General features: G+C 42.3%; 20 protein-coding genes. 14 read left to right on the top strand and 6 right to left on the bottom strand.

Annotation, left to right across the window (positions count from 1 at the left end):
• Positions 1–23 precede the first annotated feature (23 nt).
• The 6 genes from QZ995_RS15670 to QZ995_RS15645 all read left to right on the top strand — a co-directional run bounded on the left by QZ995_RS15670 (position 24) and on the right by QZ995_RS15645 (position 7,428).
• Positions 24–746, top strand: coding sequence for a class I SAM-dependent methyltransferase (locus QZ995_RS15670; RefSeq protein ID WP_301808662.1), 723 nt, complete (start codon positions 24–26; stop codon positions 744–746).
• A 52-nt stretch (positions 747–798) separates the two neighbouring features.
• A complete protein-coding gene (locus tag QZ995_RS15665; protein WP_301808660.1) occupies positions 799–1,881 on the top strand; it encodes a saccharopine dehydrogenase family protein in 1,083 nt (360 codons plus the stop codon).
• Positions 1,882–2,620: 739 nt separating this feature from the next.
• A complete protein-coding gene (locus tag QZ995_RS15660; protein ID WP_301808659.1) occupies positions 2,621–3,598 on the top strand; it encodes a hypothetical protein in 978 nt (325 codons plus the stop codon).
• Positions 3,599–3,819: 221 nt separating this feature from the next.
• On the top strand, positions 3,820–4,722 hold the full coding sequence (locus tag QZ995_RS15655) for an ArsR/SmtB family transcription factor (protein ID WP_301808658.1): 903 nt from the start codon (positions 3,820–3,822) through the stop codon (positions 4,720–4,722).
• Positions 4,722–5,930, top strand: coding sequence for an MDR family MFS transporter (locus QZ995_RS15650; protein WP_301808656.1), 1,209 nt, complete (start codon positions 4,722–4,724; stop codon positions 5,928–5,930). The genes QZ995_RS15655 and QZ995_RS15650 overlap by 1 nt, the downstream gene beginning before the upstream one ends.
• 349 nt (positions 5,931–6,279) lie before the next feature.
• Complete coding sequence (locus tag QZ995_RS15645; RefSeq protein WP_301808653.1) at positions 6,280–7,428, top strand: cation:proton antiporter; 1,149 nt, start codon at positions 6,280–6,282, stop codon at positions 7,426–7,428.
• Positions 7,429–7,631: 203 nt separating this feature from the next.
• Here QZ995_RS15645 and QZ995_RS15640 read toward each other — a convergent pair whose 3' ends face one another.
• From QZ995_RS15640 to QZ995_RS15625, 4 genes are all read right to left on the bottom strand, one after another.
• Positions 7,632–8,564, bottom strand: coding sequence for an acetamidase/formamidase family protein (locus tag QZ995_RS15640; RefSeq protein ID WP_301808650.1), 933 nt, complete (start codon positions 8,562–8,564; stop codon positions 7,632–7,634).
• An 86-nt stretch (positions 8,565–8,650) separates the two neighbouring features.
• On the bottom strand, positions 8,651–9,151 hold the full coding sequence (nrdG, locus tag QZ995_RS15635) for an anaerobic ribonucleoside-triphosphate reductase activating protein (RefSeq protein WP_301808711.1): 501 nt from the start codon (positions 9,149–9,151) through the stop codon (positions 8,651–8,653).
• A gap of 8 nt (positions 9,152–9,159) precedes the next feature.
• On the bottom strand, positions 9,160–11,406 hold the full coding sequence (locus QZ995_RS15630; protein WP_301808647.1) for an anaerobic ribonucleoside triphosphate reductase: 2,247 nt from the start codon (positions 11,404–11,406) through the stop codon (positions 9,160–9,162).
• 236 nt (positions 11,407–11,642) lie between these two features.
• Positions 11,643–13,727, bottom strand: coding sequence for a TerD family protein (locus QZ995_RS15625; RefSeq protein ID WP_301808710.1), 2,085 nt, complete (start codon positions 13,725–13,727; stop codon positions 11,643–11,645).
• A gap of 213 nt (positions 13,728–13,940) precedes the next feature.
• Between QZ995_RS15625 and QZ995_RS15620 the strand changes: the two genes are divergently transcribed.
• Positions 13,941–15,965 carry a molybdopterin-containing oxidoreductase family protein gene (locus QZ995_RS15620; protein WP_301808645.1) on the top strand — a complete coding sequence of 675 codons (2,025 nt, stop codon included), beginning with the start codon at positions 13,941–13,943 and terminating at the stop codon, positions 15,963–15,965.
• A gap of 163 nt (positions 15,966–16,128) precedes the next feature.
• Here QZ995_RS15620 and QZ995_RS15615 read toward each other — a convergent pair whose 3' ends face one another.
• The gene (locus QZ995_RS15615) at positions 16,129–17,124 is read right to left on the bottom strand and encodes a hypothetical protein (RefSeq protein ID WP_301808642.1); all 996 of its coding nucleotides are present in this window, start codon (positions 17,122–17,124) and stop codon (positions 16,129–16,131) included.
• 198 nt (positions 17,125–17,322) lie between these two features.
• Between QZ995_RS15615 and QZ995_RS15610 the strand changes: the two genes are divergently transcribed.
• The 4 genes from QZ995_RS15610 to QZ995_RS15595 all read left to right on the top strand — a co-directional run bounded on the left by QZ995_RS15610 (position 17,323) and on the right by QZ995_RS15595 (position 22,155).
• Entirely contained in the window at positions 17,323–18,981 is a 1,659-nt protein-coding gene (locus tag QZ995_RS15610) for an AraC family transcriptional regulator (protein WP_301808639.1), read from the top strand.
• A 106-nt stretch (positions 18,982–19,087) separates the two neighbouring features.
• Complete coding sequence (locus QZ995_RS15605) at positions 19,088–20,080, top strand: iron-hydroxamate ABC transporter substrate-binding protein (RefSeq protein ID WP_301808637.1); 993 nt, start codon at positions 19,088–19,090, stop codon at positions 20,078–20,080.
• Between the two features lie 22 nt (positions 20,081–20,102).
• Entirely contained in the window at positions 20,103–21,113 is a 1,011-nt protein-coding gene (locus QZ995_RS15600) for a FecCD family ABC transporter permease (protein WP_301808636.1), read from the top strand.
• Positions 21,103–22,155, top strand: coding sequence for a FecCD family ABC transporter permease (locus QZ995_RS15595; protein ID WP_301808635.1), 1,053 nt, complete (start codon positions 21,103–21,105; stop codon positions 22,153–22,155). The genes QZ995_RS15600 and QZ995_RS15595 overlap by 11 nt, the downstream gene beginning before the upstream one ends.
• Positions 22,156–22,271: 116 nt before the next feature.
• Here QZ995_RS15595 and QZ995_RS15590 read toward each other — a convergent pair whose 3' ends face one another.
• Complete coding sequence (locus tag QZ995_RS15590) at positions 22,272–22,670, bottom strand: DoxX family protein (protein WP_301808633.1); 399 nt, start codon at positions 22,668–22,670, stop codon at positions 22,272–22,274.
• Between the two features lie 217 nt (positions 22,671–22,887).
• Between QZ995_RS15590 and QZ995_RS15585 the strand changes: the two genes are divergently transcribed.
• From QZ995_RS15585 to QZ995_RS15575, 3 genes are all read left to right on the top strand, one after another.
• Positions 22,888–23,145: a hypothetical protein gene (locus QZ995_RS15585; RefSeq protein ID WP_301808631.1), complete on the top strand. Its 258-nt coding sequence runs from the start codon at positions 22,888–22,890 to the stop codon at positions 23,143–23,145.
• 104 nt (positions 23,146–23,249) lie between these two features.
• Entirely contained in the window at positions 23,250–23,954 is a 705-nt protein-coding gene (locus QZ995_RS15580) for a response regulator transcription factor (RefSeq protein WP_301808629.1), read from the top strand.
• A complete protein-coding gene (locus QZ995_RS15575) occupies positions 23,944–25,314 on the top strand; it encodes a sensor histidine kinase (protein ID WP_301808628.1) in 1,371 nt (456 codons plus the stop codon). The genes QZ995_RS15580 and QZ995_RS15575 overlap by 11 nt, the downstream gene beginning before the upstream one ends.
• Positions 25,315–25,458: the final 144 nt, after the last annotated feature.

The raw sequence follows: 25,458 nt of genomic DNA, 5'->3' as shown, positions 1-25,458 counted from the left end.
GACAAGGGTAGGAGCGATGACGATTGAGAACCGAAAACACAAACACTGCCATGAGCTGGGATCACCCAGACGTAAAATGTTATGAAAAAACCATTTCTCTAAAAATACCGGGTTATTTCCACCTGTACGAAATGACCGATCACTTGATAGCGGCCCAGCTGCAAGGAGAAAATTTCAGCCGTGATGTGTTGATTGTCGGAGCTGGTGGAGGACAAGAGATTGTGATGTTAGGAGGCAGGCATGAAGCTTGGACATTTACAGGGATAGATCCATCTGCTCACATGCTTGAAATTTCCAAGAGCCGTGCGGAGTCGATTGGAATTGAAGAGCGGGTGTCGTTGATTCAGGGCAGGCTCGAACAGCTTTCTTTGGAAGATCAATACGATGCGGCTACTTGTTTGTTAGTCCTCCATTTTGTAAAAGGCTTACAGCAAAAGCAGGAGTTGCTACAGCGCATAGGAGAGCGTCTAAAGCCTGGAGCTCCTTTTTGCTTAGCCTCATTTCATGCCGATACAAACACCGATACTTTTCATATCCAAATGCAGGCGTGGAAAAGCCATATGCTAGACAATGGCATCCCGCTTGAGGATTGGGAGCGTTTTGAAGCTTCTATTGGCCTCCAATCCGATCCGGTTCCCTCTTCGGTCGTGCAGGAGCTGTTGGAGCAGTCAGGCTTTACGCATGCAACCCGTTATTTCGGCTCTTATTTTATTGACGGATGGTTTGCTATTAAAGGCCTAATGTAGGAAGCAGGTTCCAAAAGCAAAGAAAAGGGCATCTAAAGGAGAAGCGATCATCATGAAAGAAAAAATCCTTGTAATCGGGGGATATGGGCATGTAGGAAGAACAATCTGCAAGGAATTAGGGAGAAAATATCCCGGATTGGTTTACGCGGCTGGACGCAATAGAGAGCGTGCTGAGCAGTTTAGCCAGTCAACAGAAGGGAAAGTAAAGCCTCTTCAATTGGACATCTTTGAGCCGGTAGACCCACATATTCTGGCTCAGGCTAAGCTGGTGATTATGTGTTTAGATCAAAGCGATCCTACGTTTGTACGGGCTTGCTTCCGATCGGGAACGCACTATGTGGATGTTTCTGCAAAGGGTTCCTTTTTAGCTGAAGTGGAGCGGTGTGATTTAGAAGCTAAGGAAAATGGGGTTACGGCAGTTTTAAGCGTCGGGCTTTCCCCAGGATTAACCAATTTGTTGGCGCATCAATCTCAGAAGCTATTGGATCGGGTGGATGCTGTAGAAATAGCCATTATGCTCGGATTGGGAGATCAGCATGGGAAGGCAGCTATTGAATGGACGATTGATAACCTGAATGCAAGCTTTGAAATCCGTAAAAATCACCGTGATGTGCAGGTTCATAGCTTTACAGATGGAAGGATGGCGGATTTTGGCTTAGAGCTGGGAGTAAAAAAGGCATATCGTTTTCCCTTTTCAGATCAACAAACGCTCGCACGCACGCTAAACATTCCGTCCGTTTCTACACGCCTGTGCTTCGATTCAGCGATGATGACCACATTTCTGGCTGGCCTGCGGGCATCGGGAATCTCTCGTCTTTTAGCAGGAAAAAGAGTTCGAAATACTTTAGTTGGCTGTTTGAGTAAGCTTCACATGGGCAAAGAGCAATTTGCTATAAAGGTGGATGCACAGGGGATAAAGGAAAACAGGAAATCGAGCATCGGTTGCTTGCTGCATGGCAAACATCAATCTAACCTGACCGCGAGAGTTGCTGTATTTGTAGCTGATGCGATCTGTCGCTCATCGTTCCCGTCAGGTGTTTATCATATTGAGCAGTTATTTGAGCTGGAAAACCTTCAAGGCTGGCTGCAAAGGGAAGCCGCTATTGAATTTTGCATAAATGGCAATCAAATATAAGTAGGGCTACCCGCTGCATTTTCTCATGACACTTTCCAGAGGACCTCGACTATATTTGTTTCTCCAAAAGGCTCGGAGTACAGCAGCTATGACGAAGAAAGCTAGGGAGTAGGAGACGGCAAACATATAGGCACTATAATAATGCAAAATATCACCTGTCCAGCTGCAGAGGCATAAAAGGATTCCTGAAATAAACAAAAACAGAGCGCGTTTCCAAATGATACTTCGGCTCTGTCTAATGAAAGCGGGGTTGTGGAGTTTCTCGCTTTCTTTGTCATGAGTGAAATAATTCTTACGATAAAAGCATGACACTGCAGTAACCTTCAATACGCGGGCAAAAGGAAAAGAGCCTGTTTATAAATGATCAGGGCATTAGGATCGGTGATGGGGAAGCCTGATTAGTAAAATCAATAACAAGCTTAAAATATATGCGATTAATCGGTAAGTCATTCCCCTTCTCCCTCGGGCTATACTAGAATAGTAATTGAATGGCAACTGAGCTGTTTTAAAAAATGAAAAGCAGTATTTTATAAGTGGAAGACGAGCCTCTCATGCGGGAATTTGTCATGGATGATTTTAGGAAGGCTTTCAATGGGATGTCTATGAAGCGATAATGGGAAACAAGCACTGGAAGAATGGAAAAAGGAATTAACCCTTACCGTAGCCAGAAATTCTAAAAACATTTTATGCTACCAATAACATCTTATACGAAGGAAAAACAACTTGGGGGAAGACAAAAATGAAATCCTATAAAACAATCGTCACTGCTTTGACTATCTCCGGGATGCTGGTGACATCCATGCCTGCTTTGACTGTTGAAGCAGGATTATCGGTGATGGACCAAGAGCAAAGATACAGTAAGACGATCGCTAATTTGGATGCGAAAACAGTTGAATTAGCTAAGAATGCAATGAAAAAACTAGCTGGAAAAGATGTTGAATTATACGGTGTAGAGGATGGAATTGATGGACAGATCTTTATTTATCCTAAGTCTGGCAAAGCAAAAGGTCAGGTTGTCTTTAATCAAAAAACAGGCAAACTCTATAGCGCCATCCTCTATCTAACTGTTAAAGAACTAGATGCAATTAGCCCTTCCTATAAGAATAAGGCTCTTGCTGAATTGAAAAAAGCGGAGCCTAAGCGCCCGATTGCATTTCATAAGGTTAGCCGAGTCATGGGCAACCTGCCTTCTAATGGAGTAATGACGTCAATCGAGGGAAATGATATCAACGTTACTTATGAAAATGACAAATTGGCAAGCATTACGATCCAATATGACTTTAAACAAGTGAACCCTAAAATGGTGCAGGCTGCCCAACAGGCAATGAAAAATTATTCAGGGACAAGGAAAACGAATCCCCAGCAGTGGATTCGTGTATATCGGAGTATAAATGGTAAAAATGATACCCTGTCCTTTCAGGGAACGACTTCTATGATAGAGGTAGGTACCAACACAGGCAAAGTGGTTCATGTTTCCTCTCTGAACTTAATGCCTGCAATTACGCCGGAAAACGAGAAGAAGTGTAAAAAAATATCAAATAAGCAAATAAGTATGAATGCGAGTGTAGAAGTGAAGCAGGTATTCGGGATTAATATAAAAGGATACTCCATGAAACGTGATCGGGATACGGTTATCTTTCACAAGAAAGGCGCTCCAACAGTGACAGGTAAAATCAATATGCAAGGCCAATTCTGGAGCTTGTCGGTTACTGCGTAATCTATATTTCGGATGACGGCCCCCTATTAGATTGTCTCTATCTAGTAGGGGGCTTCTTTTATATTTTTCATGGAAAAGAAGCTATTGTAATTTCCTTTCTGCCGTTTAGGAAGACTACACAAATACAACAATTTTTAAAATATTGACAACATACAATCCGTTCTATAAAATTAGAACTAAATTTGTTCTAAAAAAGTAGAACTAAAAAGGATGAGGACAGCATGTACAATTTGGAAGTCGACTATTCACCTGTATATGAGTTTGTTACAAGTCTGTATTATTACGTAAATAAGGATCGGTTAAAGATATATGATTTAGGGTCTGATTGGAAGAAGGAGGTAGACCAAAAGCTACAGCCTATCTTTAAGGAAGCATTAAAAGATAAGCGAATGGAGATTCTTCATCGGTTTAGCCTGCTGATACATAAATGCCCGGGGGAACGGACACCGGAGAATTTTATTAAGTGGTTTGCACAGCTATCTACAGTTGAAATGTATGACTGTATGCGACCGTGGGTAGATGTCATTCCGATGGATATAGTTGATTTACATCAGCATCTTGTGTATCTCTTTACCGAATGGAATGAGCAATATTTCAAGCATATCGACCCTTCTATCCTAGAAGCGCTTGAAAATGATGCAAATGAAAAAAGGAAGCTCATACAGGATCTGGACCCTGTTGATATTGTGGAACACAGCACGAATGGCATACGAATTGAATCGGAACGTATTCAAAAGCTATTGTTGGTACCTCAATATCATTACGCACCTTTGAGTGTGGTCGACTATTATAAAGGATTTGTAACCTGCCTCTATCCAATAGAGCTACAAAGGAACTCGCCGTATATCTCCAGAAGAACGATTACAATGTTTAACAGCTTGTCGGATGAAAACCGGATTCTTATTTTAAAAAGTTTGCATGCGAAGCCTCGAACATTTAAGGAGCTAACTGAAATAACGCAATTAGCAAAAAGTAATCTTCATTATCATCTAAGTCTGCTTCGGTGCGCAGGTCTGATTCGTGCCCATCATTCAAGTGAGAGAGTAATTAACTATAGTCTTCGTATACAGCAGATTGCGACTATCCAGGATAGATTGCTTTCCTATATAAAGGAGAATGATTAATGCTGCAAGCATGGAAGGAGTTCCATCCTGTTGTAAAGCTCATTTTAATAGGCTCCGTATTAATGAACATTGGGAACGGGATGATTATTCCCTATTTTGCCATTTACTTAGGGGAGCATACTAATCTTTCTATTACTCAGATCGGTTTTTTGATTGGTTCTAGTTCATTGGCAGCGATGTTTGGCGGATTTTTAGGAGGAAGTTTGTCAGATTTAATCGGAAGGAAAAAGGTCATGATGGCATCCCTTATTTTCTCAGCTATCATGTTAATCGGATTAACATTCCATGAATTTCCTGTCATACTAATGCTAGTAACAATAGGCAGAGGTTTTACGCTGTCGTTTTTTGAGCCCTGTTCTAAGGCATTAATAGCTGACCTTACCGAGAGTGGGAAAAGGCTTCGCGCCTTTTCAATGAAATACTTTTGTGGAAATTTGGGATTAGCTATTGGTCCCATAGTAGGTACAGTCCTAGGCTTACAAGCAACTAGCACGCTTCCCTTCTATATTTCCTGTGCTGTTTTTCTATTCTACGGTTTGCTATTACATCTATTGTTTGCAAAATATAAGGTTACTTCTATTTCTGCACAGCAGGAGAAGGTGACCTTTCGAGCGTCGATGAAAGCAATGGGCAGAGATAAAATTTTGTTTTTATTCCTCCTGGGAGGATTGTTGGCGACCACCGTTCATGGACAATTTTCCGTGACTCTTTCTCAATATTTTTACGCAGATGTAAAGAGTGCCATTGCATTCTTAGGAGTCTTATGGTCTGCCCATGCGATTGTTATCATTATGCTGAGTGTTCCCATTTTGCGTCTTATGGAAAAAAGGACCTCCTTGCAATCGATTGTAGTAGGAACTTCATTATTTTGTGCGGGCATCATTGGTTTTGCTTTCTCGCTGAGCCTTACATCATTTTTAATTTCAATGATCATTTTTACTATAGGTGAAATATTTTTGATACCTGCTGAATATACGATCATTGATGAGATTACGCCTGATCATATTCGAGGAACTTATTTTGGGGCAGTTAGCTTTACCGCACTAGGCTCATTTATCGGACCGGGAGTGTCGGGGATGATTCTGTCACATTTTAACGGACTTACGATGTTCCTATTTTTAGCTCTTTTATCTCTTTTTAGCATTATCTTTTATGTTGGGGGAACCCGCCTAAAAGAACAGAGGAAGCCTGCCGCTTTTCATGAATAGAATAAAAATCGATCCAAGAACCGGGCAGAATACAGGCTGCAGCTTCTGTGTTTTGTCAGGTTTTTTCTTTTTGTAGAGAATAATGATGTACTCTGATTCGAAGATTGACAGCTAAAATAAAACATATTTCACATTTTGGAAATGGAGTTAATTTTGAAACCTTTTTTAAAATAGTCCGTATACCTCAATTGGGAAACAAAAATGTGTTAAATAAACAGCATATCTGTTTTTTGGAGGAGCCTGCCACCGCAGCTTTGCTATGTCTTTTTTTAGCTACGGTCGATGGGCTCCTTTCGTATTTTTTTCCCTTCGTGTGCTCAAGATATAAACATAAAAGAGGTGGAGAACTATGCTTGTTTTTCAATTAGCAATCATCTTGCTAGCTTCAAAAATTGCTGGAGACATCAGTGCTAAATTAGGTCAGCCCTCCGTATTAGGAAAGCTCCTTATTGGTATCGTACTAGGGCCGACTGTACTTGGCGTAGTCACGAATACAGACATTCTTCAGGAATTGAGTCAAATAGGTGTTATCTTATTGATGTTTATTGCCGGACTTGAAACCGATACAGAGGAATTCAAACGCACTGGTAAGGCCTCAACATTTGTAGGTGTTGCCGGAATTATTTTTCCTTTCGCATGTGGCTATCTAGTAGGTATTTACTTACAGCTATCTGCAATTGAATCTATTTTCCTCGGTCTGTTACTTTCTGCAACAAGCGTGAGTATTTCCGTTCAAACATTAAAAGAAATGGGGAAATTAAAATCACGAGAAGGAACAACAATTCTAGGGGCTGCTGTCATTGATGACGTACTTGTTATTATTGCTCTGGCTTTTGTTATGAGCTTTGCTGGTGGAGACATCAATTTGGGAGAAGTAGTCTTGAAAAAGATAGCATTTTTTGTCATAGCTATCCTTTTAGCATGGAAAGTGGTTCCATGGGTGTTAAACAAATTTGCCCCGCTTCGTGTTTCAGAAGCAGTGATTTCAGCAGGTCTCATCATTTGTTTCGTGTATGCTTACGTAGCTGAGTATGCAGGTGTTGCCGGTATTATTGGTGCTTATATTGCAGGTGTTGCTATCAGTTTAACGAAACATAAGCATGAAGTGTTTGAAAAGGTAGAAACGATCAGTTACTCGATTTTCGTTCCTGTATTTTTTACCTCGATTGGGGTAACGGCTCAATTTATGGGAATCACGCAGAACATATGGCTAATCCTAGGCTTGAGTGTGGTAGCGATCCTAACAAAGCTGATCGGCTCTGCGGTTGGAGCCAGATTAGCAGGCTTTAAGTGGAGAAGCTCCCTTGGTGTTGGTGCAGCTATGGTATCACGTGGAGAAGTAGCACTAATCATCGCAGCAATGGGCCTTGAATCTCAAATGCTAAGCAGTGATATGTTTGCGGTTATTGTAGTTGTAGTATTGATTACGACAATTGTGACACCTATGATGATGAAGGCGTTCTTGAGTAATTCTAGTGGGAGCAAACAAAATGCATAAGTAGCAGGTAAAGAATTGCTGCTGTGTGGACAGGGAAGGGTTTCTTATTAGCTGTAGTAAAGCGGATAGGAAGCTTTATTGACTGCTGGAGAAGATTTTTGTTCAACGTATAAAAAGGGAAAAGGGTGCTGACTTCTGGTTGGCACCCTTGTTTTATCGAGAGCAGTAGAAATGATTTCGTCCATGTTCCCTTCTGTTTTTATTTATATCAGAAGTTTATCCTCGTCTAGCACTGCATGTACTCCCACAACCTCGTTAACCAACTGGGTTATGCGTAAATCAACAAGCAGGCTGGCCAGATTTAAGGCTTCCTTTCGTTCATAGCCATATAGCTCCTGCATCCAATCAATCATGCCCTCTAATGCGATCATAGAGGCTTCGTGCAAATCTTTATGGACTCCAAATGTGATTTTACTAGTTGGTGTTTGTGCTCGTGGGAAGGACAGCGCTCGATCTTCTACTGTAAAAGTGAGGTCAACCAGCTCCATTGGGCATTCTATGGCAAGTCCGGATACTTCACCGTCACCTTGGACAGCATGCCCATCTCCTACTGAAAAGAGCCCGCCATCTACAGGGATGGGTAAATATAGCGTACTCCCGGGGATTAGCTCTTTACAATCTATGTTGCCGCCACAGTAGCGAGGAGGAATAGTAGAATGGATACCTGGCTCGTCTGGCGGCATACCCATTACTCCCATAAATGGCTGAAGGCGAATTTTATGTCCTTTATCGCTAATTCCGATCAGGTTTGTCGCATCTAACTCCCAGACTAAACGATACCCTTCCTTTTCCTGCATTCCCAGACGGTTATTTACGGCGCTGGCAAATCCGCCACCTTCACTCCAGCCCCATGTGCCCACGCGTAATTCATTAATATGTATTGCTAAGCTTTGTCCAGCCATGGCCTCGGCAATGTACAAGGGACCAATCAGGGCATGTCCGCTATCCTGAGGATGCCTACGAGTACAAAATTCTACTCTTCTGCCGTCTATCTGTTTCGGGCTTGCGTTCCAATCCGCATCAAGCGTCTCAAAGCGAACAGTGTCACCAGATTGTATTGTCAGGATAGGGGAAGCCTCTCTGCTGAAGGAGCCATGCAGAGTCGAGCGCTTTGGCTGGATGGTATATATAGCCATACACAGTTACCTCCTTGGTAGATTATTACAATCGCTTTCTATCAGGATAATACTAAAGGAGGTAAAAGGTACAGATTTAAATATTGCTATTCCGTCCATTCGATAACGGAGCCTATTGCAAGACTTTTCCTCACATCAATGATGCGCTGATTACGACTTCCGCGAAACCGCAGGGAGGTGTCTTTTTGTTCAGCTTTAAATTTGCCGTCAATAATGACATCACATAGCTCCAATAGCTGACGTTGTTCATCTAGCAGGAGCAATGCCTCAAAAGTAAATCCAGTATATGCCCAGATTGTTTTATCCGGACAAGCTCGGCGAAAGCTAGTGATAAAGGCGGAACAGGCAGTGGAGGAGAAAAATGGGTCTCCTCCGCATAAGGTCAGGCCATGTAATAATGGATTATCAGAAATCTCCTGAATCACCTCTTGCTGGTTCGATTCTGTAAAAGGTTCTCCGTAGCTGAAGTCCCACGATTCTGGATTAAAGCATCCTTGGCATGCGTGACGGCAGCCGCTTATAAACACGACCGCCCGTAACCCAATGCCTTCGTTAATACTTTCCTTGCGATATTCGCAGATATGCATGGATTGACTCACTGGTGCTTCACCCGATCCAGAACCTCAGCTTGTTTTGCGGAATTAAAACGTTGTGTATAATCACCTGTAATATAACCTGTTACACGGCGCAGACGTTGGAAATGAACGGAGTCTTCTGAACATCCACAGTTTGGGCATTCCGTGCCGATAATTCCTTCATAGCCGCAGCTTGGGCAGCGATCCAATGGATGATTAATCGAGAAATAACCTACGTTGCTTCTTAATGCGTACTGAACAATCTGCTGGAAAGCTACTGTGTTTTGCCGGGCATTTCCGTCTAGCTCAATATAAGTAATCGCCCCGGCGTTGCATAACTCGTGAAAAGGTGCTTCAAGCTTAATTTTTTGGAAAGCTGATAGCGGATAGTAGACAGGAATGTGAAAGGAATTCGTATAATATTCCCGGTCAGTAATTCCCGCAAGCTTCCCATAGTTTTTTTGATCAGCCTTGGTAAATTTGCCTGATAGACCTTCAGCGGGAGTAGCAAATAAGGTAATGTTTAGGTTATATTTTTCGCTCATGTCATCGCAGTATTGGCGCATGAAGGAAATAACAGAGAGCGCACGCTGGTATACCTCTGCATCTTCTCCATGGTGCTTGCCATAAAGAGCATGCATGCATTCCGCTAGTCCGATAAAGCCGACAGCCAAGCTGCCATGCTTAATTAAATCAGCTACCTCCTGATCGGGATGCAAATCCTTACCGCCCTCCCAGACACCCTCGCGCATCATGAAATCCGAAGCTTTGGCCGGCTGTTTTGCTTGGATGCCAAAACGATGAATCAAGCCGCTGATAGCTACATTCATATAGCTTTGTAGGGCGTTATAGAAGCCGGTAATGTCTGCCTGATCGCGTTGGTTTTGACAAATCCCGTATTCGATTCCCAATTTTACAAGATTAATCGTATTAAATGAGAGATTTCCCTTTCCGCTACTATAATTCCGTCCAAAACGATCCGATATGGATCTTGTCCGGCAGCCCATTGTAGCAATAATTGTGTTCGGATCATCCTCACGGTAGTAGATGAGATTAAACGTAGCGTCCACATTGACGAAATTCGGATAAAGGCGCTTACTGGAGCATTCTATTGCTTTTTGGAACAAATCATAGTTTGGATCGCCCTCAGATTGATTAATCCCTGTTTTACATTGAAAAATATGCTGCGGGAAAATCGGGGTTTCTCCATTTCCCAACCCATTGCTTGTCGCCTCCAATAGCGCATGTGAGACCAGACGTCCTTCCGTGGAAGTACACATACCATAATTAAGCGAGGTAAAAGGAATTTGTCCCCCGGCTCGGCTGCTCATCGTATTTAGATTATGGATGAGAGATTCCGCTGCCTGATAGGTCTCTGCAACAGTCTCTTCAAAGGCATAAGTAAAGCTTTTGGGGAGATCCTGCTTTAGTTTTTGGTTATCCATATAAAGTAGATCATCAGATAAAGCAAGCCGGGCACCCTCGTTAAAATAATGAAGCCCTTTTTTAAGATGCTTGACGAAGGATTTCCGGACGTAAGGGGCTAGGTCCCAGTCAATCTTGTTAGCAGAAACACCGCCGAATTGACTATTTTGCTGGGATTGAAAGATAATGGCAACTAGAGCCATTGCTGTCATAATGCTTTGCGGGGTGCGAACCGACCCGTTTCCAGTATTAAAGCCTTCAGCTAGCAGGCGATCAAAAGGAATGAAAATGCAGTTAGTTGTGCCAATTGCATATTGGTCCAAATCATGCACGTAGACATAATTGTGATCGATTGCTTCACGGAGCTTGCTGGGCAATACATATTGTTTCACATGCCATTTCGCGTATTCAGAGCCCATTTTGCTCATTTTCCCGCTGAACGATTCTCCGTTAACATTTGCATTTTCTCGAAGTAAGTCCATATCCTTAAGGCCGATGACAGCCTCGCTGATGCTGTATAACTCGCTTTGCTTCAGTCGAAGGCGATCACGTTGTTGACGGTAGGCGGCAAAGGAATCAGCAATATCATTGTGATCTTTTTCACATAACTGTGCAATAATTAACTCGTGTATCGTCTGTGTAGATACCGGATTTATGTAAGGAAGCTGTCGCTCTGCGGTTAGCGGTTGCTGTGTAAGATGTTCCTGAATACACTGGGCAATCTCCTCACTAAGGGCCACGTTTACTGTACCTGTCGCGGGCAAGCATGCCTGAGTTATTGTTGTGATTATCTTTTCTGGCTGAAAGATTTCCTGACGACCATCGCGTTTCATTATAAGCATGAAAAAAGCCTCCTGTAATGTAAAAAACCTGATGTGAAAGTTAAAAATTAGCTTGTTAATGGTAGAAGGTAGTGCAAATGAATTCAAAATGTAAGAAGCATTCCCTCATAAAGTAAGAGAAAATGCTCCTGTAATGTGGTTATATACACTATATATAGTCTGCGAATTACAAATTACATCAATATATCGTATGTGTCAAATGACGGTCCTGTGACTACGGCATCTGAATGCATGTGCTATAAATAATCAGACATGATTTTTTCGGTGTCATAGGGTGTTATTCCGCTATTTACAGAAAAGACGGATTGAGCACGATCAGGATGATCAACAAGCGTTCCTCTGGCTAAGGCATGCAATACAAACAGGTCGTATAAATTAGGCTTAATCAGATTTGTCATGGCTTTTCCCATGAGCAGCATGCTGTTTCGATTATTTTCAACGTTATTGGCATAGGTAGGTTCAAAAGTAAGAGCTAAATCGGTCCAGATGACCTGACGAGCCTCTATATCAATCATAACAGGAATGCAAATGGTTGTATCAGCGGTGATATCGATCTTATTTTGCACGGTAGCCGGTTCGAAAATTTCACCAGAATTAGGGTGCTGCCGCATCATCCAGCCAGCAAAGCATTCGGGGAGATCACAGTAAGGATGACTGGTAAAGGAATGCAAAGACATGGAAATATAACGAGCCCCTGCTTTTGCCGCAGCAGCTAAATCGATATCAATGAACTCGCAGGCACCTTGTGGAGCAGCAGTGATATCACCACTATGGCAGGCCTTAATGGAAGATGAGACTAGATTTGTATAGGAAATGTGTTCTAAATCATTCCAGTTGTGATCATACATCACAGCAGATAAATCAACATCTACTCGATCTGTCGGGACTTGATTCACAATCCCTTCTCTCCACCAGGTAAAAAAGCGGACGGTGTTTCCTGCCGGTAAATCAAGCTTAGAACCTCGCGTAATTGTACGGAGAGCCTTCTGAGCTGAGCGTTGGGAGAAGGGGACATTGTAATTGCGCAATCGTTCATCGACATATACATAGCCCAGCGGCGGCAAGTGGGAAAAACGCTGCATGAGTTCCTTTTGACAGATGGATATGATTGAATCACCGATTTCCTTAGGAAAAGGAGTCAGTGTGTCAGCACTCACTTGAACTTTGGCTGCATTTCCTTTCGGGAAAAATGTACGGACGGCTTGCGGAATGTGACGGTTTGCAAAATGTGTCATCATCTGGAGCAATACAGGAGAAGAAACCTGATCTACTACCTTTTTAAAAGCATGGGTGATTGGCTGCCAATCTACGCTGAGACGTATGATGTGATCAAGACGGCGTGCCAGCTCCCCTGGTCTAGTGGAAAGTAGCTCGATTGCCTCTGATAGATGTCGGTGTAATAGAGCTTGCTCTACCTTACTGTTAAATGTCTCGATTTTTTGATTGTTACGAATCAGATAAAAAGCATCGGCGCACCGTGGGAAACGTAGCTTGTATTCCGAAGGGTGCAAAATTTCCCCTAATCGAATCCAACGGTTTTTATAGCGCAGCATATCTTCTTCCAGGGCATGACAATTCTCTAACAGCCCCAAGATAAAACGTCTTTGGGCACGTGTAAATTTACGAAAGGGCGTAGCGCTGGATAGACTGATATCACCGCCAGATAAGGCTGTAGCTACCCGTAAAACATCTGTTGCTGTCTTGATATGTTTGGAAAAAAAGGGAGGTGATAATTTACTGGATGTGAATAGTAAGCCAGTTAGTAGCGCAATATTTTCTTTTAATGGAATATCTAACTGCACAAGTTTATCCAAAACCTGATATTCTTGTATAAAGAAGCTGAGATCATCCTTGTCAGTTTCGGAAAGGGAGGTTTTGGACTGGACGAGATTCCAGAAGATTTGCTCTAATTCCCCTTCATTTCCAAGTTCAATTACAGTTAACTGATGATGATCAATCAAGGGAAGTCGTTTCTTTGCTTCATCAATCGGAAGAGAAAGGGTGAGATAGTGGATAATGGCGTTCACATATAAGCTTGCTTGGCTTGCTTCCATTAGCTGCTGGGGAAAATTTCGATACATCGGACGATATTGTACATGAGCTCCGACCAGTTGCTTTATGTCCTTCTCTAGCTGCTGAAAGAATGCAGTAAATTCTTCGACAGATAGGGTTTGCAACCGTTCAATCAATCGGTGGGAAAAGGTGAAGCCAAGACTCTCCAGGTTTTTTAAGGCAGTAGCTAGGTAAGGAAGAGGTAAATGACTGATTCCCATCTGTACAAGTAGCTTCCATTTGCGTCTTAGATAGATAGAATTTTTCATTGGCATAGTAAAAAAATCAGGAGAGCAGTGCCCCTAATATCCATTTGTCGTAGAAGGAAGGAGCACTATAGCCTGATTTTATATCCTTTGTATTATTTTTAAAGGTTAATTTTTGAAAGGTAAAGATTATTCAATCATTATAGTATAGATACAAAAGTCTGTAAATAAGATGAAAAATAGTCGAAAAGAGAAAGAGTAAGGAGGAGAGAAGCCATGACAAAAGAGCATACCAATATCTGCCCCCACGATTGCTGGGACACCTGTAGCATGACAGTGACTGTCGATGAATCAGGAAAAGCAGTGAAAATTCGCGGCAACAAAGAACACCCTGTAACCAAGGGCTTTCTGTGCATCAAGGTAAATAATTATTTAGAGCGGGTGTATCATCCAGAGCGGATTTTATATCCAATGAAAAGAACAGGTAAAAAAGGAGAAGGGCTGTTTGAACGAATTTCGTGGGAGGAAGCCATCCAGCTCATTACCGATAAATTTAAGGAAACCATTCGTCAAAATGGAGCTGAGGCTGTCTTACCTTATAGCTATGCAGGTACTATGGGGCTGATTAACTACGGCAGTATGGATCGACGCTTTTTTGGTAAAATGGGTGCTTCTCGTTTGGCTCGCACCTTATGCGCATCTGCTGCCTCAGCGGCTCTACACTCTGTTTATGGAACCCGACTGGGTGTCGATCCAGAGGATATGGTACATTCTCGCTTGATTATCGCATGGGGCACCAATACGCTTCATACAAACGTTCATCAGTTCCCGATTATGGAGGAAGCACGGAGGAACGGCGCTGTTTTGGTGGTCATTGATCCTTATAGGCATGAGACGGCAGAAAAGGCAGATATCCATTTGCAAATTAAACCAGGAACCGATAGCGCACTTGCTCTGGGTATGATGCATGTATTAATTCATAATGATCAGCTCGACCACGCATACATTGACAGCTATCTACAAGGCTTTGATGAGCTAAAAGAGCGAGTAAAACCATATACACCAGCCCATGTAGCCAGCATTACGGGGCTTTCCGAGCAGGAGATCATTGAATTTACCCAATTATATGCAAGCACCAAGGCTTCCCTTATCCGTTGCGGATTTGGTCCGCAGCGTCATACGACTGGGGGAGAAATCATTCGTACATTGGCGGTACTTCCAGCATTAACAGGAGCCTGGCAGGAGCTAGGCGGAGGCTTTTTGCTTGCCAATATGGATGTCGGAATCAATTACGAGAATCTGTATCGAACAGATATGTATGAAGGAAATCCGCGGGAAATAAACTGTGCGCAATTAGGCTCTGCTCTCTTACAGCAAGACAATCCCGTAAAGGCTCTTTATGTCTATAACAGCAATCCAGCTTTAGTGACTCCTGATGCTAATAAGGTTACAGAGGGGCTACTCCGGGATGATTTATTTACGGTAGTCCATGAGCAACATATGACAAAAACCTGCCGATATGCAGATATTATCTTGCCTGCGACTACAACTCTGGAGCATTTAGATATTCACACATCCTACTGGCATTTATATGTACAGTTAAACGAGCCTGCTATTGCACCATTAGGAGAAGCCAAATCTAATACGGAGACCTTCCGTTTGCTAGCCAAGGCGATGGGGTATACAGAAGACTGCTTTACAGATAGCGATGACGATTTAATTAGGCAGGCATTGGATTCTACCCATCCGTTTCTTAACGGAATCACGTATGAGACGCTTAAAAAAAAGAAATATCAGAAAATATCATTTGAAGGAGATCATTTCTTTCCGTTTCAGCATGGTTTTTTAACACCGAGTAAAAAGATCGAAGCACTGGCTCCACAGATGAAAGAGCTAGGCTTGGAGCCGTTAGTTAACTACACGCCGCTTGAGCAAAAGGCAGAGGGCCTTAAGCAATATCCTTTGCACTTTTTGACGGTGAAATCAAAGCATTTCTTAAATTCCAGCTTTGGAAATGTAGAGACACTAAAAAAACGGGAAAAAGAACCAGTCCTCTATATGAATCCTCAGGACGCGCTTTCCCGAGGGATTGCAGAAGGCGATCAGGTGAAAGTATACAACGATCGTGGGGAGATTGTTCTCCCGGTCAAAATTAGTGAAAAAGTAGGAGCCGGTGTGCTGGTTACCCCGATTAATTTATGGCAAAAGAATGTGAATGTAACAACCTCAGAAGCACTAACCGATCTGGGCGGTGGAGCAACCTATTACACTAATTTTGTAGAGGCAGTGAAAGTAGGATAGAGGGGTATAGGGATGGATCAGGCTACTGTAACTTTGTATGCATCCTACCGATTATATTTTTCTATCTGTATGAACGAAAATCAAACACACACACCATAACCAATCATTTTTATATCATAAAACAAGGCTGAAGGACGTGAAAAGGCTCCTTCAGCCTGTTTTGTTATGCGCCGAATACCTGCTCAACCCTTTGAGGTAATGATCCCCAAAACTTGGAGATGTCTGGCTTAGCGTCACCGATGATACTCTCTCCTGCTTTTCCGTGATCGTAAATGACGTCCTTATTTTGATTTATAGTCTGCAGGTAATCTGCAATGATGTTTGTCGTCTTCGTATCGCTGTGAGCTTTTATGAATTGCTCGTACGCCTTCTTTACTTCTGGCAACAGCTTCATGGTTTTTTCATCAATGGCATCGTAGCGATAGTTGCTGAGATATTCTTGCAAATAGGTTTGATATAGATTCCTAACATCTGTTTTCTTGATTCCGTTCTTATATGTGGTCAGATACTTTTCTACTTTTACGATGCGTTCTCCAAGCTCTTGACGTGAGATAATTAAACTGCCATCTCTTGAGATAGGTTTATTATATTCGTCCCATTGTAGCTCCAGATATGACTTCATGTCGTCAGTGAGGTAGCGGGAGTATTGCTTTAAAGCATCATAATCTACCGCCCAAAACAAATCCCCTTCGTTATCTGTTAAGGCTAGTTTGCCAGCAAATTTATCCTGCACGTATTTTTTTAAAGGCTCATCTTGAATCTTCGTCACATCTACAGGGAATCCAATTTCATATAGCTTTTGGGCATTGTTATTCTCTGCTAATAACTTGGAAAAGCTTTCGTTCAATCCAATCAAGTGAGTGGCGTAATAATCATCTAAAATAACGAATAGCCGATCGGCAGTTTCACTTTTTACGCTTTTGATCGCCTTATCCAAGTAGGTGATTAATTCTGCAGGCTCTTTTGCTTGTGAGGCAATATCCTGCATTTGTTTTACAGCGTCTTGTTCGACAGTTGGTTGATTCTTCTGAGGCGTATTCTTCTGAGGTGCGGTTTCTCCTTGTACCGGCTGGGAGCTTGTTAAACCAGTATTTCCACAGCCTGTTAATAACCCTATGGCTAACACTGAGCTAAGCACAAGATATCCAGAATTTTTCATAGGAACCACTCCATATCTAAAAGTTATTATTTGGTTAATTAGTAATTTATGTAAAAAATATGTATATGATACAAGACGATATAGTATGTTAATTGGTTTCAAATATGTAACTAGCTTTGCTATACTACAAATAACTCAGATTTATTGAGAATAGTTATCAATGAATCTATATCACAAAACAAGAAAGTGGCGACATATATGTCAGATCAACAACAGCAACATCCGTTTTCTGCTGAATCTGCTATCGAAATAGATCAATGCCAATTTAAGCTAAAAGAGATAGAACTGCTTAAGGGGAGTCAGTATAAACCAGTTCCATTGATTCACCAGATGACCTCCTCGTATGTTTTGCTTATCGTTCTTCAAGGACAGGGTCATGTCCTAATTGATGAACAAGCTCACCCACTATTAAAGGATGGTGTCTATGTATGTACACCAGGTCAAACGCTTGGGCTTGAATTAACTTCAGAGGTAGAAACCTATTGTTATGTGATTTATTTTCATGTCTATCAGGAATCAGGAAAGCGAAGGGGACATTTGAAGCCTGTGCGTGATAAAGAACCTTTCGGGAAAGGAGGGCAAGTATCGCATACAATCTCTCAACCGACAATGCTGTGCCAAACGATCGAAAAGCAATGGAAAAGCCAGAAGCCAATGGACCGTTTTTTGGGGCAAATCTCTTTTCTGCAGTTTATTCATGCACTTATGAACAATAAGGGCATCGGCTCTGAGGACTCGAAAACTGCTATTGCTAAAGCCAAAACCTACATCGATACTCATTTTAATAAAAACCTTTGCTTAGACGATTTAGCGAAAATGGCGGGAGTAAGCTCAAAGTATTTTGGAGAGCTGTTTAAAAAGACGTATGGAATCGGGGCAATTGAATATGTAACAAAGGTGAGGATGAATCAAGCAAAGCAATTTATGAGCAGGCCGCAGGTTCGCTTAAAGGACGTTGCTCATCAAATTGGCTACAACGACGAATTTTACTTTAGCCGCAAGTTTAAGCAGGAGGTTGGTGTTTCTCCCACCGCATACATGAAGCAACGTCAGAAAAAGGTAGCTATATATAGTCACCGGCTTCTTGGCTATGTACTGGCATTGCAGGTGATTCCTTATGCCGCACCTCTCCATCCAAAATGGTCGTCCATCTACTATGAAAAATACCGCACTGAAATACCTGTTCACTTAAGTGCGTACCGTGTCAATTACAAATGGGAAAGCAATATTGAGGTCTTAGAGCAAATCAATCTCGATCTTATTATCAGCATCGATCAACTGGAAGGAAAAGAGAAGGCAAAGCTGGAGCAGGCAGGATCAGTGAGCTATGTCTCATGGAGTGATACAGATTGGAGAGCACAATTTCTGCAAACAGCCGAGCTTTTACAAGTGTCTCGGGATGCAGATAGATGGCTTACAGCCTACGATCGCAAGGTGAAGATGATCAGAGAGGAAATCAGCAGAGTAGTAAAAAACGATACCTTTCTGATTATCCGTCTACTAAAACAAAATATATACGTATACAGCAATCCCAGTATGACTCAGGTATTTTATGGCGATTTGCAAATGATTCCCGCTCATCCGCTGAATAATGAGGGAATTGATGAAAAGATAACGCTACAAAAGCTGGCAGAGTATGATCCTGATCATATATTGGTACTTGCCTGCCCCGAGTCAGAGACGCTACATTACTGGAAACAACTCCAAATAAGACCAGAATGGCAAAAAATTAGAGCGGTGCGTTTAAACCATGTCCATGAAATCTTTTCAAATCCTTGGCGTGATTACTCTCCGTTAGCCCATGAGCGTTTAATCGAGGATGTCTATCGTCTCTTTTCTGGAAATCGTCCATATTGATTCCGGAAATCGTTCATGGTCGAGCAGAGTCTACTCCTCTATAATCGTAAATGAGAATTGTTATCAAACATTTCGGATTGTCTTATCGAGAGGGGACATTATAAACATGAATAAACGTAAGTTTCTAGGAATAGGTCTAGTAGTCATACTGGCTCTTATGGTAACGGCTTGCGGCGGGAAAACAGAGATAACGGCACCTGCCAATCCGACAGCTAACAGCAGTGATAGTCAAAAAGCATCAGAATCAGCAACAGGTGAAACAAGAACGATTACGTATCTTGATCAAGAATATAAAGTTCCAGCTAAGACAGATCGCATTGTCATTACAGGTAGCATGGAGTCTATGGAAGACGCTGTGGTTTTAGGTGTAGAGCCAGTAGGTGCGATTAGTGTAGGCGGTAAATTCCCGGATATTTATAAAAGTATTACAGGCGCATCGGAATCCATTGGTGAAAAAATGCAACCAAACCTGGAGACCATGCTTAAATTAAAACCAGACGTGATCCTAGGTTCGTCTAAATTTAAGCCAGAAGTATATAGTAAATTCGAGAAAATCGCTCCAACTTTCCCTGTTTCTCATATCTCAAGCAACTGGGAGGCTAATTTACGCTTACTAGCTGAATTAACAGGAAAACAAGCAGAAGCTGAGGATGTACTGAAAAAATATAAAGAAGATCTAGAAAAAGCAAAAGCTTCTTTGGGAGATAAGCTGAAGGATAAAAAGGTAGTAGCGATACGCCTGCGTCAAGGTACCATCAATATCTATCCAGAGAAGGTTTTCTTTAACCCATCCTTATATGCGGAATTAGGTTTTACAGCACCAGAGGAAGTTAAGGCGGCAAAAGCGCAAGAGGCTATGTCATTGGAAAAATTCAACGCGATGAATCCAGATTATATTTTTGTCCAATTTTCACCTGATGAAAACAAGGACCAACCTAAATCTTTAGAGGATCTAGAGAAAAATCCAATCTGGCAAAGCATTAACGCCGTGAAAAATGGACATGTTTACGTGAATGTAGTAGATCCACTAGCACAAGGTGGTACAGCATGGAGCAAAATTAACTTCTTGAAAGCTGCGGTAGAAAAGCTGTCCAAGTAGATAAAAAGGCGAGAAGAGTGTAATGAGAGTGAAGAAATCAGTACCAGTTGCCATTTTGTTGACATCGCCAATTTTTATTGTGATCTTGATGGCACTGTCCATTGTCTTTGGAGCTAAAAACATAGAGCTTAGTACAATTCAGGATGCTATCTTTCATTTTGATTCTGGTAATGCAGATCATCAGATTATCATGCATTCCAGATTGCCAAGAGCTGTAGGAGCACTATTGATTGGTGCCTTCTTAGCGATGTCGGGAGCTTTGATGCAGGGGATGACCAGAAACTTTCTGGCATCTCCTTCCATTATGGGGGTATCTGACGGATCAGCGTTTGCTATTACGGTGTGTATGATCTTTATGCCAGATACGTCCTCCCTACAAATGATCATGTATTCTCTAATTGGTTCTGCGTTAGGAGTAGGAATTGTATTGGGGTTTGCATCCCTGTTGCCCAATGGTATGACTCCAGTCAGATTAGCTATAATCGGGACAGTTATCGGAACAGTCTTAAGTAGCATGTCGCAAGCCTTATCCACTTATTTTCAAATATCGCAGAATCTCAGCTTTTGGTATAACGCTCGATTACACCAAATTGATCCAGGCTTGATCAAATTAGCCCTTCCATTTGCAATCGTAGGCATTTTACTGGCGTTATTTTTATCTAAATCGATTACGATTCTGTCATTGGGCGAGGAGATAGCAGTCAATTTGGGCCAGCGTACAGCTCTGATTAAAGGGTTGACGATGCTGACTGTTGTCATTTTGACCGGTATATCTGTTGCTTTGGTAGGCAAAATAGGATTTGTTGGATTAATTGTTCCCCATATTGCCCGCTTTCTGGTGGGGATAGATTATCGGTGGATCGTACCGTGCTCAGCAGTAATTGGTGGAATGTTTTTGCTATTTTCTGATATCCTAAGCCGGTTTATGAATTACCCTTTTGAAACGCCAATCGGAGTAGTTACTTCACTGTTTGGTATTCCATTCTTCCTCTATTTGATTGTTAAAAAAGGGGGAGAAAAACATGGTTCCTAACAAAAAGCAATTGCGTGTATTTGCTAAGACATCGACTGCTCGATTTTGGACAGTCACAGCAGCAAGTATTTGCCTTGCATTGCTGGCTATTTATATTAGTGTTACAAACGGCGAGTTTGATATGACGCTACAAGATGTTATAAATACATTGCTACGCAATAATCCTAAACCCGAGCATGATCTGGTTATCTTTGAATTTCGTTTACCGCGGATTGTGATTGCGGCCCTTGTTGGCATGGGGCTAGGACTTGCCGGTACCGTTGTTCAAGCAATTACCCGAAATGGACTTGCTGATCCTGGAATATTGGGCATCAATGCGGGTGCAGGTGCAGCAATTGTACTGTTTATCTTTATGTTTGAGGGGAAAATGGGTAACGAGGGGTTATTAACAACACTAGCCATGCCTTTGTTCGGTCTAGTGGGTGGTTTACTCTCTGCTTTCCTTATCTTTCTATTCGCTTGGCAAAAGGGGAAACTAGACCCACAACGGCTTATTCTGGTTGGAATTGCAGTTGGAACGGGTCTGGGGGCCTTTACGCTCTATCTTTCTTTACGCATGAACGCAAAGGATTTTGAGATGGCAACCGTGTGGATGACAGGCAGTATATGGAGTGCTAACTGGATTTATATTTTGGCTATGCTCCCTTGGTTTATCTTGTTTATCCCGATATTATTTCAAAAAGCCAGCGTTTTAAATCTATTGCAGCTAGATGAAAACAGCGTTAGAGGGCTTGGTGTATCCACCGAGAAAGAAAAAATGGTGCTCATGCTAGCTTGTGTAGGGATCATTAGTGCATGTGTATCAGTGTCGGGCAGTATTGGGTTCGTTGGATTGATGGCGCCGCATATTGCTAAAGCATTGGTAGGGAATCATCACAGACGTATATTGCCTGTGTCAGCTTTGATGGGGATGCTCTTGGTTTTGGTATCAGATTTTATTGCCAAGACCGTGTTCTCGCCGGCTGAGCTTCCTGTGGGAATCGTCATTGCGATTTTAGGGGGGCCCTACTTCCTCTACCTGCTGTATAAAGCACGAGCCTAAGGCAGATAAAATAAACTAATATTCATTACAAAAGCCTGGAGCATATAACTCCAGGCTTTTGCGTGTAGAAAGAAATGGTTTCTTATGCATGGAAAAGCGTTAATTCATACTGTACGTTACGCTGTTTCTTTTTTTCCATAAGGAAGCAGGCTATCTACTGCTGCCATTCTGCTACCACTCAATGCAAGATATAGCGCCATTGCGAAGAGAGCAAGGTCCAATTCATAGCCGCCGATGAAACCAGCCGCCAATTTAACTTTTAGGGTAGCTCCTACCATAATGACCATGAGTAAGAATGAAATGATACGAGTTCCTAGCCCTAAAATTAATAGGATACCTCCTACTAATTCGATAGTTCCAACTACATACGCTAGGAAACCAGGTAGACCGATGCTTTCGAAAAATCCTACAATGTTTTCAATGCCTCCCTGGAATTTATCAAGACCGTGCAGCAAGAAGGTTAGACCTAGTACAACACGAAGAATGAGTGCGCCAAGCTGTTGTTTGTTTGCCACTTTTGTGTTGCTCCTTTCAGATAATGGTTAGTAACTTACTAATTATAAGTATAATAATGTCATTGCTTACTTTTGTCAAGCGTCTAACTTTAATGTTGTTTTTTTCCTGTCAGGTGTAATTTATATGCGTATATTATGCCCTTCATAACTTCTTTATATTTAATACATCAGTTCCTCATTTCTTTTTTGTAAGCTAAGAAAAAAAGGAGGAGCAGATATGAAAAAAATAATTTTTTCTCTAGCATCGTTGGTTGCCGTCTTGGGTATCGCAACAGGCGTGTATGCAGGCGCGTCACAGGTAACACCTGATCAAAAGCAGAAGGAATTTGAACAGATGCGTCCATTGATGAAACAAATGCACCCGCAAATGACAGACGCACAGATTCAATCTATGTATGAAAGCTGTCATGGTCCAAACGGTATGCATGAGCGAATGATGAACAATTATGCAGACCTGACTCCAAATCGTAAATAATCGCTTATAATAAAAAAAGAAACAGGATAAGGCAGACTTTCCATAAAGGAGGGGCTGCCTGCTTGTGCATATTTGCACATAGTAAGCGAGGCGGGTGAGAGTAGATGGGTCAACACAAGATATTAGTCGTTGATGATGAAGAAAATATTTTGCAGGTAATTCGAGCTTACTTAGAGAGAAGCGGTTACATTGTTTACGTAGCAGAGACGGGGGAGGCGGCACTTCAGCTCCATCAGCTTTTACAGCCGGACCTCATTATTTTAGACCTGATGCTGCCTGATATGTCGGGAGAGGATATATGCCGAAAATTACGCAAGACCTCCGATATTCCTATTCTTATGCTGACAGCTAAAAGTGCTGAGGATGATAAAATTAATGGGTTGTTAATGGGAGCCGACGATTATGTTAGTAAGCCATTTAGTCCGCGCGAATTAGTGGCTCGGGTTATTACGCTGTTACGGCGGACAGGTACTATGAAAAAACATTCGCAAGCTCTTACGTTTCTCCAAAAACGTCTATGTGTGGAACCAGAACTGCATCAGGTCACGCTAGATCAGGCTAGCATCACATTAACCCCTATTGAATTTAAGCTATTGTATACGCTAGCTAGCCAACCCAAAAAAGTGTTTAGCCGTCTGGAATTAGTGAATCACATTCAGGGTTATGGATTTGATGGATATGAGCGTACCATTGACGTGCACGTCAAAAACGTAAGGCAAAAATTAAACGATGATCCCAAACAACCCACCTTTATTTCAACAGTGTTTGGCGTAGGCTATAAATTTTTGGTGAACCGTGATGAAGCATAGAGGGATGAAACGACAGCTTTTTCTTTCCCATCTGGGTGTTGCCCTTGTTTCCTTGTTAGTCATCATCATTATTGTTAATATTTCGGTTTCCGTTACATTTGGAAAATATGTTGAAAACCAACTTCAAGCGGAGGCAGACGCTATCCTACAAGACCTGACCGAATCATATGTAAAAGCCAATGAATGGTCAGGGCAGACGCTTATGGGTGTGGGACATCGAGCTATGCAGCGTAACATGACTGTCATTTTGCTTGATGCAGAAGGACAAGTCATTTGGGATTCGACTAAGATGGGAATGCATATGGAAAGGCAAGGCACAAAGCATACCTGTGCTGTAGATGATAAGCTTCCTCATTCTACCTACTCAACTCCTATCATCATTGGAGGTCAGCAGGCGGGGATGTTACATGTGGGGCTTCCAGACGGTCAATTCCAAGAGCAGGAGAGAGAATTCATTACCCGATTTAATGCAACGGTCGGAGGGGCGCTTCTTCTTGTCATTATCGGCGTTTATTACTATAGCGTTCGCATCTCGCGCGGTATTAGCCATCCCCTGCTTCACATGAAAGAGAAAGCGAATCGAATGCGGACAGGAGATCTCACAGCGCGAGTGGAGACGGATGCATTGCATGGGGAGATGCAGGAGCTGGGTCAAGCGGTGAATCATTTGGCAGAGAGCCTCCAAAAGCAGGAACGTTTGCGTAAAAATCTAACAGCCGATATTGCCCATGAATTACGAACGCCACTTGCTACAATTCAAAGCTACATGGAAGCATTTGAAGATGGAATATGGGAGCCGACATCAGAAAAATTACAGATTTGTCAGGAACAGACCGCGCAGCTTGTTTTATTGATAAAGGATTTGGAGAAGTTAACGGAAGCCGAAAACCCAATGCTCCGTTTGCAAAAGGAGCAAGTAAACCTGCCTGATATCATATCGGAGGCACAAAAAAGCATTGCAGAATTATGGGGCAAGAAAAGAATCCGTTATGTTCCGCCGTTCATGGACAATATCTTTGTCCATGCCGATTATCGCAGATTGTTGCAGGTATTTACGAATTTACTCAGCAATGCTTATAAATATACCCCTGAAGATGGTGAAGTAACGGTTACCATCGAAGTGCAGCAATCCACTATCGTAATGAAAGTAGCGGATACAGGAGTGGGTATCAGAGAGGAAGAGCTCCCCTTCATATTTGAACGATTTTATTGTGGTGAAAAGTCGCGTAGTCGCAAATCAGGGGGCGCTGGAATTGGATTAGCTATCGTAAAAGCCATTATAGAAGCGCATGATGGAGAGGTGCGGGTTGAGAGCAAGGTGGGAAGGGGCACTACGTTTTTGGTCCGTTTGCCTATGTAAAAAAGGGGAATCACCTGAGGAATTCTCAGGCTCCCCGTTAGCTATCAAGCGTTGGATGAAAGTTGATCGATTAGGCTGAGTACGAGTCGTTCTAGTCGTTCGTTGCAATTTACCAGCTCCTTTCTGGCTGAATGTATAAGTAGG

It is taken from the genome of Brevibacillus laterosporus, assembly GCF_030489605.1.
GTDB classification, from domain to species: domain Bacteria; phylum Bacillota; class Bacilli; order Brevibacillales; family Brevibacillaceae; genus Brevibacillus_B; species Brevibacillus_B laterosporus_E.
This window is presented reverse-complemented; position numbering and strand designations above follow the sequence as displayed.